This window comes from Streptomyces sp. NBC_00094 (genome assembly GCF_026343125.1).
Classification (GTDB): domain Bacteria; phylum Actinomycetota; class Actinomycetes; order Streptomycetales; family Streptomycetaceae; genus Streptomyces.
In genome coordinates this window covers 5,895,555-5,907,396 of record NZ_JAPEMB010000001.1, presented here as the reverse complement: position 1 = coordinate 5,907,396, position 11,842 = coordinate 5,895,555, and the positions used below count along the sequence as shown (strand labels likewise).

Sequence of the window (11,842 nt, the reverse complement as noted above, 5' to 3'; positions counted from 1 at the left end):
ACCTCGCCGCTCGTCGGGGCTGGGGGTTCTGTGTCCGTCGTACCCGATATCCGCGGGTTCGGAAAGGCGGCGGGGGCGTGTGCGGGAGGTTCTCCCTCGTTCTCCCTCGTTCCCCCCTTGTTCCCCCTTGCTCTCCCCCGCTGGCCCTCGTTCTCCCTCGTTCCCCCTTGCTCTCCCCCGCTGGCCCTCGCGCTCCCTCGTCCTCCTGGTGAGACGGGCCCGCCGGTGGGGAGGGTGCCGCGTAAGGTCCCCGGCATGTCGCAGCCGATCAAGCTCATCGTCCTCATCACCGCACTGCCCGGCAGGGGCTCGGAACAGGTCGCCGCCTTCGAGGCGCTCGCACCGCTCGTACGGGCGGAGGACGGCTGCCTGCAGTACGACCTCCACCGGGTGGCGGACGACCCCGACCGCTTCGCCCTGATCGAGCGCTGGGCCTCGGCCGAGGCGCTCGCCGCGCACGACGTCGCCCCGCACATGGCCGCCGCCGACGCCACGAACAAGGCCTTCCGAGCGAAGCCCGCCGAGGTCGTCCGCCTCGTCGACGCTCCCGTCGCCTGACGGAGGGGCGCCCGGCGGAAGGGGTTGCCCCACGGTGGGGCCTCACGGAGAGGCGCCCCGCGGAGAACGGAAGACGGCCCGAGCCCCCGCACAGTGGGCTCGGGCCGTCTGGCCTCGTCGCGTACGAACTACAGCGCCAGGCCCGTCAGGACCAGGACGCGCTCGTACGTGTAGTCGTCCATCGCGAACTTGACGCCCTCGCGGCCGACGCCGGAGCGCTTGGCGCCGCCGTACGGCATCTGGTCGGCGCGGTAGGACGGGACGTCGCCGACGATCACGCCGCCGACCTCGAGCGCGCGGTGGGCGCGGAAGGCGGTCTGCAGGTCGTGGGTGAAGACACCCGCCTGGAGGCCGAAGTCGGAGTCGTTGACCGCGGCGAACGCCTCGGCCTCGCCGTCGACCTTGGCGATCGTCAGGACCGGGCCGAAGACCTCGGCGCGGGCCAGGGTGACGCCCTCCGGAAGGTCGGTGAGGACGGTCGGGGCGTAGGTGGCACCCTCGCGCTTGCCGCCGGTGAGGAGCTTCGCGCCGGCCGCGACGGCCTCGTCGACCCAGGCCTCGACGCGCTGGGCGGCGGCCTCGTCGACCAGCGGGCCGACGTCGGTGGCGGCGTCGGACGGGTCACCGGTGACCTGGGCCTCGACGGCGGCGACGATCTTCGGCAGCAGGCGGTCGTGGACGGAGGAGTCCACGATCACGCGCTGGACGGAGATGCAGGACTGGCCGCCCTGGTAGTTGGAGAAGGTGGCGATACGGCTCGCCGCCCAGTCCAGGTCGGCCTCGGAGGACCAGTCGGGGAGGACGACGGCCGCGGCGTTGCCGCCGAGCTCCAGGGTGCAGTGCTTGTGCGGCACCGACTCCTGGATGGCGTAGCCGACCTTGTCCGAGCCGGTGAAGGAGATGACCGGGAGGCGCTCGTCCTTGACGAGGGCGGGCATGCGGTCGTTCGGCACGGTCAGGATCGACCAGGAGCCGGCCGGCAGCTCGGTCTCGGCCAGGATCTCGCCCAGGATCAGGGAGGAGATCGGGGTCGACGGGGCCGGCTTGAGGATGATCGGGGCGCCGACGGCGATGGCCGGGGCGACCTTGTGGGCGCTGAGGTTCAGCGGGAAGTTGAACGGCGCGATGCCGAGGACGACGCCCTTGGGGATACGGCGGGTGAGGGCGAGGCGGCCCGCGCCGCCGGCCTCGGTGTCCAGGCGCTGGGCCTCGCCGGCGTTCCAGCGGCGGGCCTCCTCGGCGGCGAAACGGAAGACGGAGACGGCACGGCCGACCTCGCCGCGGGCCCACTTGATGGGCTTGCCGTTCTCGGCGGAGATCAGCAGGGCGATCTCCTCCGTGCGCTCGGCGAGCCGCTTCGACACGTGGTCCAGGGCGGCGGCGCGGACGTGCGCCGGGGTCGCGGCGAACTCGTCGACGACGGCGTGCGCGGCGGCGACGGCCTCCTCGACCTGGGCCTCGGTGGGCACGCTGACCTTGCCGACCAGACGTCCGTCGTACGAGTTCGTGACGTCGAAGGTGGTGTCGCCGGTGGCCTCGCGGCCGGCGAGCCAGAAGGCGTGGGTGGTCGTCATTGCGTCCCGGCCCTTTCCGTTTCGGGGAGCGAGCGATTGCTCTCGTGACACGTTAGGGCCGGGACGGCGGGCGTGGGCTTGTCCGGTATGGAGTAGTGGGGGTGGCGGGCCTGTCCGCTTCGGCCGAAGAGCTCCGCGGGTGCCCCGGGGCGCTCGGTGCGGGTGGGCCGTCGGTCACCCGCGCCGCTCGGTCGAGACGATGAGGCAGACACCGCCGACGACGATCGCGCCACCCAGGGCGATGGGCCAGGTCAGGGCCTCGTCGAGGACGAGGGCACCGAGGAGGACGGCGACGACCGGGTTGACGTACGCGTACGTGGCGACGAGCGAGAGCGGGGCGGCCTGGAGGAGCCAGGCGTAGGCCGTGAAGGCGAGCAGCGAGCCGAAGAGGATCAGGTAGGCGAGGGCCACCCATGAACGGCCGGAGATCGCGCCGAGGTCGAGGCCGTGGTGCTCGCCCCGGAACAGGCCGAGCGCGAGCCCACCGAGGCCGCCCGCGACCATCTCGTACGCGCTCGCCGTGAACGGGTTGGACGGCATCGGGAGCCGGGCGGAGGAGAAGGAGCCGACGGACCACAAGAGGGTCGCGACGACGACGAGCAGGACGCCGCCGATCTTCACCTCGCCGCTCAGGCCGGGGAGGGTGAGGACGCCGAGACCGGCGAGGCCCAGCAGGACGCCGCCGACGGCACCGAGGCCGGGGCGCTCCCCGGCGGCGGCGCGCAGGAGGACGACCCAGGCGGGGACGACGGCGATGAGGAGGGCGGCGAGGCCGGAGGGGATGGAGGTCTCGGCGAGGACGACGAGGCCGTTGCCGCCGAGGATGAGGAGCAGGCCGACGAGGACGGCCGAGGCGAGCTGCCGGCGGGTCACCTTGAGGGCGGCGGGGCCCTGCCGCCAGGCGATGATCGCGGCGAGGAGCAGGCCGGCGGTGACGAAGCGGGCGCCGCTGGAGAGGAAGGGCGGCACCGTCTCGACGACGATCCGGATACCGAGGTAGGTCGACCCCCACACGACGTACACGATGCCGAGGGCCGCCCAGACGGCGCCGGTGATCCGGCGGGCGGGGGCGGCCGGAGCGGCGGTACGGGGTTCGGGGGCGGCCTGGTGGGACTCGGGGGCCGGACCGGCGGCGGATCGTGTCATGTACAGGAGAGTAGGGAGTCCGGGGCGCGACGATCAAGGAATCTGCCCGTTTTCGGGCAGGAATACCAGGATCCGGACGGCGGGAGCAGGGCAAAGGGCTCTCGGTCGGGCTGGTGACAGGATGACCCCGACCGCGACAGCGAATGGGGGAAGACATGATCCTGATGATCCTGATCGGCGTACTGGTGCTCGCCGTCGGAGGGTGCGTCTGCGTCGTGTGGGCGGCGCGGGGCGGCCCGCGCTGGGTCCGCGCGGTGGCCACCGTGACCCTGCTGGGCGGCGAGGCGGTGCGCGACGGCCGGCGGCGGAGCGTGGGGCAGGGAGGGAACGAGGGTTCGGGCGAGTAGGGGGTGGGCCGGGGGCTGGTGGGCGCGGGGGCTTGGGTCTGTTAGGCCCGTACGGCCGGTGGGCCCGGGGGCTTGGGCGCGGTGGGCCTGTTAGGCCCGTACAGCCGGTGGGCCCGGTAGGCCCCGCGCTCCTCCCCTTACTCCCCTACTCCCCGTCCTGCCCCGTCGCCTTCAAAGCCAGCCACAGCTCCATCCGGACGTCCGCGTCGTCGAGCGAGCGGCCCAGGATCTCCTCCACGCGCCGCATCCGGTAGCGCAGGGTGTGCCGGTGGACGCCCAGGTCCGCCGCCGCCGCGTCCCACTGACCGTGCCGGGAGAGCCAGGCGCGCAGGGAGGCGACCAGGTCGCCGCGGCCCGTCGCGTCGTGCTCCCTCAGGGCGCGGAGCATCCCGTCGGCGAAGGCGCGGACGGCGTCGTCGGCGAGGAGCGGCAGGACCGAGCCGGCGGCCAGCTCCTCGTGCTCGACGAGCGCGCGGCCGCGCCGCCGGGCCACGGCGAGGGCCTGTTCCGCCTGCTTGTACGCACCCGCCGCGGTAACAGGGCCGGCCGGGGCGGAGAGCCCGAGGACGAACCCGGTCTCCTCCGCCTCCCGGTTCGCGTACGCGTGGCAGGCGGCGGCGACGGCGCCCCCGTCCCCGGCGAGGACGACGAGCCGCCCCTCGCTCTCCGGGACCGTGAGCACCGCCTCGCCCGCCCGGGCCGCGGCCGTCTCCAGGGTCTCGGCGAGGACCGGCAGCGGGGCCTCCCCGGCCGGCCCGCTCCCGGCGGGCTCCGCGACGATCAGCCGGAAGGGGGAGTCGAGCAGGCCTCCGTAGACGTCGCCGGCGACCGCGCGGGCGTGGTCGGCATGGCCCGCGAGCATCATGCGCAGGACGGCCACGCCGAGGCGGTGCTCGGCGGCCTGGAGCGAGCGGGAACGTTCCGTGGTGAGGGTGAGCAGGGCGATCGCCGAGTGGACGGCGTACCGCTCGGCGGTGCCCAGCGGGGCGCCGGTGCCGACCGCGAGCGCGCCGCGCACCCGCCGCCCGGACCCGAGCGACTGGAGTTCGACGCGGTCGTCCGTACCACCCACCACGGCGCTCGCGGGGGCGGGCCGGTCGCGCAGCCGCTCCACGTCGGAGGTGAGCCGGGCGGCCCGGCGGGCCGCCCACTCGGGCGAGACGGCGACGACCGTGCCGGAGGTGTCGTACAGCGCGGCCCAGCCGTCGACGTGTGCGGCGAGCCGGGCGACGACCGCCTCCGGGCCCTCGGCGAGCGCGGCCCGGGTCAGCTCGCGCTGGGCCTCGAAGCCGGCCGTGACGGCCCGGTACTGGTCGGCGGAGATGGCCGCCGAGACCGCCTTGCTGATCGCCAGGAAGGGGGTCCTGCGCGGCACTTCGAGGAGCGGCAGATGCTCCTCGCGCGCCGCGTCGAGCAGGGCCCGCGGGATCTCCTCGTAGTTGACGCCCACGGCGAAGCCGAGCCCGACGACACCCGCACCGAGCAGCCGCCGCACGTAGCGGCGCATCGCCTCCAGGTCCTCGGCGTCCAGCGTGAGCGCGGTGGTGAGCAGGAGCTCGCCACCCTCCATGTACGGGACCGGGTCGGCCAGCTCGCTGACGTGGGCCCAGCGGACGGGGGTGTCGAGGCGGTCCTCACCCGCGCGGACGATCAGCTTGAGGGCGGAGTGCTGCACGAGCGAGGCGAGGGTGGGCGGCATTGGGGACCGTCGGACCTTTGAGCGAGGGGGCGCCGCTCAGCCGAGCGGCGCCCCCGATTGTGCCAGGGCCGAAAGGTGCCTGCTCAGCTGCCGAGCTCGACGAGGAGCGGTGGCGTGTGCTCGCCGCGCACATGGGTGAGGGAGAGGACCGCGTGGCCGGGTGGGACGGCGTGGGCGAGGTCGGAGGCCGACCACCGCTGCCGCTCCACTTCCCGGACGGTGACGGCCTCCGCGGTGGTCGCCTTGCCGGTCACGATCCGCCGCATCGCGTGAAGGGCCTTGGTAAGGGGCTCATCGGAGATGATCTGCCGGTTGGTGACGTCCCTCGTCTGGACCCATTCGGTGCCCCAAGTATCGGCGAACCGTCCACCGTCCCAGGGCGCGAGTCCGGCGAAGGCCATCCGGCAGCCGACCGCGCCGAGCAACGGTCCGCGCAGTGCCTCGGGCACGTCCTCCAGACTGCGCAAGGCGAGGACGACGCCGGCGTGCGCGGAGCGGAGCCGCTGGACGGCGCGGAGCGCCTCGCCGGTGACGGTGTGCGTGGCGTCGTCGAGGACCAGGCAGGCGAAGAGGGAGCGGTCTCGGCGGCCGAGGGCGGCCTCCGTGAACTGGGAGAGGAGCAGCCGGGAGACGATCCGTGAGGCTTCCGCGTGGCCACGCTCAGGGAGATCGACGCGGACCCGGAGGGGGTGTTCGAGGGCCCGGAGGGAGAACTGCGGCCGCGCGTCCGGGTCCGTGGCGAAGAAGGCGGCGAAGGCGGGCCGGTCGAGGAAGGCGATCCTCTCGGCGAGCAGTACGCCGATGTCATCGCCGCGCTCGGCCTGGCGCTGCCGGGCGTCGAGTTCGCGGATCTGGGCCGGGTCGGCGGCGACGGCCGCGCGGAGGGCATCGAGGGCGGCGGGGGTGCCCGAGAGGAGTTCGCGCAGCTCGGGGACGGCGGGGAAGCGGCCGTACACGGCCCGGAACGGGCCGATGAGCTGGGCGAGCGCGGTGGCGGCCCTGCGGCTGTCGGCCACGAGGTCGCCGACAAGCGCCTCCGCGAGGATCCGGGCGGCCTCGTCGGGGTCGTCGGTGCCGCCGTACAGGTCGAGGTCGTGGGTGGATTCGGCTCGGCCGACGGAGACGACGACGTCGAAGGCCTCGTCAGCTCCGAGCGAGGCACCGTGGGCGGTGACGGCGACGACGGCGGCACGGTTGGCGAGGGCCTGGAGGCAGAGGGACTCGACGACAGGCCGGATCAGCCGCGTGGTCTTCCCCGACCCGGCGGGCCCGACGGCCAGCAGCGAGGTCCCGAGCACGCCCTGTTCCAGGGCGACACCGGTGGTGCGCCGCGCGTAAGGATTGCGGGGGTGGTCGGCAGCCGTGCCGATGAGGACCTGCCCGGTGGCGAGGTCGTGGGTGGCGGTACGGATCGGCAGATCGCGCTTGCCGGAGGGATGACCGCAGGCGGCGGCGCCTCGGGTCCGCACGGCCTCGGTGAAGGCGGGCAGTCGATCGGGGCGCGTCCGCACGCCGTGCCAGGCGCGCCGGAGCCGGGCATAGTCCACGTCCCCGAGGAGCCCCTGCCGAATGGCCTCGGCGAGGGTCTGCGCGGTGTCGGCGAGCCCGGCCTCCCGGATCTCGGGCCAGTCTGCGGGGTCGGCGCCGGGCGGGGGCGGCGGGACGGGCGCGTCCTTCTTACGGGTGTAGCGGCGCCAGATGTCCGGTACGTGGCCGATGCGGGCGAAGAAGACGAGGAAGCCTCCACCGACGATCGCGTAATAGGTGTAGATGGCCATTCCCCAGGTGTCGGCATCGGTGCGCCAGGAGTCCGGGGTGAGGACGAGCAGAGGCCAGAGCCAGTAGCGGCCGAGGTATCCGTTCCAGAGCAGCGACCACAGAAGCCAGCCGCTGAGCAGGGCGATCACGGCGCCGGTGAAGAGCCGGCGGGCGGGCACCTCCTCGGGTTCCTCCGCGGGGCGGGGCCGGTGTCCGAGGCGCCACACCCCGGGCTCGGCAACCGGCCGGGGGATGCGCAGCCAGTCGGCGACGGCGATCCGACCGGGCGCGTGGCCGGGCGGCGGAGGAATGGCCCCCGGGTGTGGCGGTGCAGCCGCGGGGACACGACCCGGCGGCGGAACGAAGGCCGCCGCATGAGAAGCCGACGCCGGGGGAACCACCGGCGCGGAGCCGGGTGGCGGCACCGCCGGCCGTGGTACCGCGCCTCCCCTGGTGTCGCGTGACTCGTACGTGCCGTCGGTCTCCATCTACCCCTGCCCCCTGACCAGCCAGGTCGCCGCGTCTGTGCCCTCGTCAATCTAGTGGGCCGGGAGCGCCCCGGAGGGGTTTCGCCCACCCGTACGGGCGATCGCCGCCGACCGGCGTAACCGCTCACCCTTGGGTGGGGAATCGGAGCCGCCATGTCCATCCCGGACAACGACACACCCGCGATCACTCCCGATCGGCGCATGCCACACCCCCTCCCCCGCACCTAGCCTGCGGAGGAAACCCGCAAGTGCGTCCAGAACACCCCCAGGAGCCCCGCATGAACGCTGTCCCGCAGGAGCGGCGCGTCGTCACCACCATCCCCGGTCCGAAGTCGCTGGAGCTTCAGGCCCGCCGTCTCGACACGGTCGCCGGTGGCGTGGGCTCCACGCTGCCCGTCTTCACCAAGCGGGCCGGCGGCGGCATCATCGAGGACGTCGACGGCAACCGTCTGATCGACTTCGGCTCCGGCATCGCCGTGACCTCCGTCGGCGCCTCCGCCGAGGCCGTCGTGCGCCGCGCCTCCGCGCAGCTCCAGGACTTCACGCACACCTGCTTCATGGTGACGCCGTACGAGGGCTACGTGGAGGTCTGCGAGGCGCTCGCCGAGCTGACCCCGGGCGACCACGCCAAGAAGTCCGCGCTGTTCAACTCGGGCGCCGAGGCCGTCGAGAACGCGGTGAAGATCGCCCGCTCGTACACCAAGCGCCAGGCCGTCGTGGTCTTCGACCACGGCTACCACGGCCGTACGAACCTCACGATGGCGCTGACGTCGAAGAACATGCCGTACAAGCAGGGCTTCGGTCCGTTCGCCCCCGAGGTCTACCGCGTGCCGGTGGCCTACGGCTACCGCTGGCTGACCGGCGCCGAGAACTGCGGTCCCGAGGCCGCCGCCCAGGCGATCGACCAGATCAGCAAGCAGATCGGCGCCGACAACGTCGCCGCGATCATCATCGAGCCGGTCCTCGGCGAGGGTGGCTTCATCGAGCCGGCCAAGGGCTTCCTGCCGGCGATCGTGAAGTTCGCCAACGACAACGGCATCGTCTTCGTCGCCGACGAGATCCAGTCCGGCTTCTGCCGCACGGGCCAGTGGTTCGCGTGTGAGGACGAGGGCATCGTCCCGGACCTCATCACCACCGCCAAGGGCATCGCGGGCGGTCTGCCGCTCGCCGCCGTCACCGGCCGCGCCGAGATCATGGACTCCGTCCACGGCGGCGGTCTGGGCGGCACCTACGGTGGCAACCCGGTGGCCTGCGCCGGTGCGCTCGGCTCCATCGAGACGATGAAGGAGCTGGACCTCAACGGCAAGGCGAAGCGCATCGAGGAGGTCATGAAGGCCCGCCTCACCGCCATGCAGGAGAAGTTCCCGATCATCGGCGACATCCGTGGCCGCGGCGCCATGATCGCCATCGAGCTGGTGAAGGACCCGGCGACCAAGGAGCCGTTCGCGGAGGCCGCGGCCGGCCTGGCGAAGGCCTGCCACGCCGAGGGTGTGCTGGTCCTGACCTGTGGCACCTACGGCAACGTGCTGCGTTTCCTGCCGCCGCTGGTCATCGGCGAGGACCTCCTGAACGAGGGCCTCGACGTCATCGAGGGCGCGTTCGCCCAGATCTGAGCCGTCCGGGCCCGGGTGGGCCCGACACGCCCGGACCCGTCGAGCGGTGCTCGACGGGTCCGGTTCTCACACACGGTGTGAAGACTCTGTGGGGGGCCGATGGCGGGATGCCCTTCCCGCTGTCGGCCCCCTCTTCTCTGGCGTACGGTTTCTGCAGATGAGAGAAACACCCCGGGCGGAGCCTCCCCAGCCCCGTCCACACCGCGCCTCGGCGCACCCCGCTGGAGCCTCGTGCTCCGGGACTCCTCACCGATCGGATGGCCGCCCGCCCCACACCCCCCGGGGCGCGCGGCAGCCCGATCCCCTCGGCCGCCCTGGAACCACCCCCCCTGTTCCAGGGCGGCCGGCTCTCTTCTCGGCGCTCGTCGCCCTCGCCGTCGTGACCTGGCAGGTGCTCGTCCACGGCCCCTTGGCCAGGCTCGACGAGCGGGTCTCCCGCTCCCTGGTGGACACGGTCCCCCGCTCCCTGAGCGAGCTCGCCTCCGACCTCGGCAACATGACGGTCGCCCTTCCGGTCCTCGGCTGCGCGATGGCGTACGCGGTGTGGCGCGGCCGCCGAATCGCCGCGCTGTACGCGGGGCTCGCCATGGCCCTCGTACCGCTCCTCGTGATTCCGCTGAAGGAGTGGACGGCCCGCCCGGGCCCCCTGGAACCCTGGGCTCACGGCTACTACCCCTCGGGCCACACGGCCACCGCGATGGTCGCCTACTTCGGCGCGGCCTTCCTCGTCTCGAACCGGCTGATCCCCGTCGCCGCCGTGCTGACGGCGGTGACGGGGACCGGTCTTGTCCTACGGGGCTTTCACTGGCCGCTGGACGTGCTGGCCAGCCTCTGCCTGGGCGTGCTGATCCTGGCGGTCAGCTCCACGTGTACGCGTCGAAGTTCTGCGAGAACTGCCACTGGTTGTAGCGGTCCCAGTTGATCGACCAGGTCATCAGGCCGCGCAGCGTCGGCCAGGTGCCGTGGGTCTGGTAGGTGCCGCAGCCGGTCTTCTTCGTGAGGCAGTCGAGGGCCTTGTTCACCTCGGCGGGGGCCGTGTGGCCGTTGCCCGCCTGGGTGGAGGCCGGGAGGCCGATGGCGACCTGCTCGGGGCGGAGCGCCGGGAAGAAGCGTTCCGTGTTGCCGGCGACCGGGAAGCCGGTGAGCAGCATGTCGGTCATGGCGATGTGGAAGTCGGCGCCGCCCATCGAGTGGTACTGGTTGTCCAGGCCCATGATGGAGCCCGAGTTGTAGTCCTGGACGTGCAGCAGGGTGAGGTCGTCGCGCAGGGCGTGGATGACCGGGAGGTAGGCGCCCGCGCGCGGGTCCTGGCCGCCCCAGGGGCCGGAGCCGTAGTACTGGTAGCCGAGCTGGACGAAGAAGGTCTCGGGGGCCATCGTCAGGACGAAGCCCGAGCCGTACTTGGCCTTGAGGGTCTTGACCGCCTGGATCAGGTGGACGATGACCGGGCTCGTCGGACTGCGGAAGTCGGTGTCACCGGTCTGCAGCGAGAGGGAGTGGCCCTCGAAGTCGATGTCGAGGCCGTCGAGGCCGTACTCGTCGATGATCTTCGAGACGGACGTGACGAAGGTGTCGCGGGCGGCGGTGGTGGCGAGCTGGACCTGGCCGTTCTGGCCGCCGATGGAGATGAGGACCTTCTTGCCCGCGGCCTGCTTGGCCTTGATCGCCGCCTTGAAGTCCGCGACGGATTCGACGTTGGGGCATTCGGTGGCGGGGCAGAGGCTGAAGCGGATGTCGCCGGAGGTCACCGAGGTCGGTTCGCCGAAGGCGAGGTTGATGACGTCCCAGGAGTCGGGGACATCGGCCATGCGGGTGTAGCCGGAGCCGTTGGCGAAGCTGGCGTGCAGGTAGCCGACGAGGGCGTGCGCGGGCAGGCCGGGGTTGCCGCCCCCGCCGCCGCTGGTCGTCGTGGCGGTCACGGTCGCGGACTTCGGGGACTCGCCCGCGCTGTTCACCGCGGTGACCTGGAAGGTGTACGGGGTGGAGGCCGTCAGCCCGGTCGCGGTGGCCGAGGTGCCGGTGACCGTCTGGATCTTCGTGGTGCCCCGGTAGACGTGGTACGAGGTGGCACCGGAGACCGCGGTCCAGGTCAGCGGCACGGTGGTGGAGGTCGGCGAGCCCGCGGAGAGCCCGGCGGGGGCGGCCGGGATCTGGACGGGGTCGCCGCCGGGGCCGAAGAGGGAGAGGTCGTCGGCCTGGTAGGCGGGGGTGCCGTACCAGCCGTGGGTGTAGATCGTGACCGAGGTGGTCGAGGCGCCCGTCGTGAACCGGGTCGAGAGGCGCTGCCAGTCGGAGGCCGACGACGTCCAGGTCGAGACGTCGGTGGTGCCGGTACCGGCGGCACCGAGGTAGACGTAGCTGCCGCGCACCCAACCGCTCAGTTCGTACGAGGAGTTGGGTTTGACGGTGACGGTCTGGGAGCACTTGGCGTTGTCGCTGCCGGCCGGGGTTGCCTGGAGCGCCTTCGTCCCGCCGTGCACGGGTGACGAGATGACGGCGCCACTGCCCGCCGTGCAGCTCCAGCCGTCGAGGCCGGCCTCGAAGCCGCCGTTGCGGGCGAGTTCGGCGTCGGCGGCCTGGGCCGCCGCAGGGGTGAGCGCCATGAGCCCGCCGGCGGCGAGGGCGCTCGCCAACAGCAGGGTGAGGGGTCTGGTGCGGT

The 11,842-nt window shown here is 72.9% G+C and carries 9 protein-coding genes; 4 read left to right on the top strand and 5 right to left on the bottom strand.

What is annotated here, in order from left to right; all coding sequences use genetic code 11:
* The first annotated feature begins 255 nt into the window (after window positions 1-255).
* Window positions 256-558 carry a putative quinol monooxygenase gene (locus OG580_RS26370; protein WP_267046133.1) on the top strand — a complete coding sequence of 101 codons (303 nt, stop codon included), beginning with the start codon at window positions 256-258 and terminating at the stop codon, window positions 556-558.
* Between the two features lie 128 nt (window positions 559-686).
* Here OG580_RS26370 and OG580_RS26365 read toward each other — a convergent pair whose 3' ends face one another.
* Both OG580_RS26365 and OG580_RS26360 read right to left on the bottom strand, forming a co-directional pair.
* Window positions 687-2,132, bottom strand: coding sequence for an aldehyde dehydrogenase family protein (locus tag OG580_RS26365; protein WP_267046132.1), 1,446 nt, complete (start codon window positions 2,130-2,132; stop codon window positions 687-689).
* A 174-nt stretch (window positions 2,133-2,306) separates the two neighbouring features.
* Complete coding sequence (locus OG580_RS26360) at window positions 2,307-3,278, bottom strand: EamA family transporter (protein ID WP_267046131.1); 972 nt, start codon at window positions 3,276-3,278, stop codon at window positions 2,307-2,309.
* A 155-nt stretch (window positions 3,279-3,433) separates the two neighbouring features.
* Here OG580_RS26360 and OG580_RS26355 point away from each other — a divergent pair, with 155 nt between their 5' ends.
* The gene (locus tag OG580_RS26355; RefSeq protein ID WP_267046130.1) at window positions 3,434-3,625 is read left to right on the top strand and encodes a hypothetical protein; all 192 of its coding nucleotides are present in this window, start codon (window positions 3,434-3,436) and stop codon (window positions 3,623-3,625) included.
* 145 nt (window positions 3,626-3,770) lie between these two features.
* Here the strand turns inward: OG580_RS26355 and OG580_RS26350 are convergent, their stop codons facing one another.
* Entirely contained in the window at window positions 3,771-5,324 is a 1,554-nt protein-coding gene (locus OG580_RS26350) for a PucR family transcriptional regulator (protein WP_267046129.1), read from the bottom strand.
* Window positions 5,325-5,407: 83 nt separating this feature from the next.
* The gene (locus OG580_RS26345) at window positions 5,408-7,570 is read right to left on the bottom strand and encodes an ATP-binding protein (RefSeq protein WP_267046128.1); all 2,163 of its coding nucleotides are present in this window, start codon (window positions 7,568-7,570) and stop codon (window positions 5,408-5,410) included.
* A 278-nt stretch (window positions 7,571-7,848) separates the two neighbouring features.
* On the opposite strand from OG580_RS26345, the gene gabT reads away from it, so the two are divergent.
* Together gabT and OG580_RS26335 are read left to right on the top strand one after the other, a co-directional pair.
* Window positions 7,849-9,183: a 4-aminobutyrate--2-oxoglutarate transaminase gene (gene gabT / locus OG580_RS26340; protein ID WP_267046127.1), complete on the top strand. Its 1,335-nt coding sequence runs from the start codon at window positions 7,849-7,851 to the stop codon at window positions 9,181-9,183.
* Window positions 9,184-9,340: 157 nt separating this feature from the next.
* A complete protein-coding gene (locus OG580_RS26335; protein WP_267046126.1) occupies window positions 9,341-10,105 on the top strand; it encodes a phosphatase PAP2 family protein in 765 nt (254 codons plus the stop codon).
* Here OG580_RS26335 and OG580_RS26330 read toward each other — a convergent pair.
* The gene (locus tag OG580_RS26330) at window positions 10,041-11,786 is read right to left on the bottom strand and encodes a chitinase (protein WP_267048136.1); all 1,746 of its coding nucleotides are present in this window, start codon (window positions 11,784-11,786) and stop codon (window positions 10,041-10,043) included. The two genes, OG580_RS26335 and OG580_RS26330, sit on opposite strands and share 65 nt — an antisense overlap.
* Window positions 11,787-11,842: the final 56 nt, after the last annotated feature.

Excerpts from the sequence above, each read along its gene's own strand:
- gabT (WP_267046127.1), top strand. The coding sequence starts at position 7,849 with ATGAACGCTGTCCCGCAGGAGCGGCGCGTCGTCACCACCATCCCCGGT.
- OG580_RS26365 (WP_267046132.1), bottom strand. The coding sequence starts at position 2,132 with ATGACGACCACCCACGCCTTCTGGCTCGCCGGCCGCGAGGCCACCGGC.
- OG580_RS26345 (WP_267046128.1), bottom strand. The coding sequence starts at position 7,570 with ATGGAGACCGACGGCACGTACGAGTCACGCGACACCAGGGGAGGCGCG.
- OG580_RS26360 (WP_267046131.1), bottom strand. The coding sequence starts at position 3,278 with ATGACACGATCCGCCGCCGGTCCGGCCCCCGAGTCCCACCAGGCCGCC.
- OG580_RS26335 (WP_267046126.1), top strand. The coding sequence starts at position 9,341 with ATGAGAGAAACACCCCGGGCGGAGCCTCCCCAGCCCCGTCCACACCGC.
- OG580_RS26355 (WP_267046130.1), top strand. The coding sequence starts at position 3,434 with ATGATCCTGATGATCCTGATCGGCGTACTGGTGCTCGCCGTCGGAGGG.
- OG580_RS26350 (WP_267046129.1), bottom strand. The coding sequence starts at position 5,324 with ATGCCGCCCACCCTCGCCTCGCTCGTGCAGCACTCCGCCCTCAAGCTG.
- OG580_RS26370 (WP_267046133.1), top strand. The coding sequence starts at position 256 with ATGTCGCAGCCGATCAAGCTCATCGTCCTCATCACCGCACTGCCCGGC.
- OG580_RS26330 (WP_267048136.1), bottom strand. The coding sequence starts at position 11,786 with ATGGCGCTCACCCCTGCGGCGGCCCAGGCCGCCGACGCCGAACTCGCC.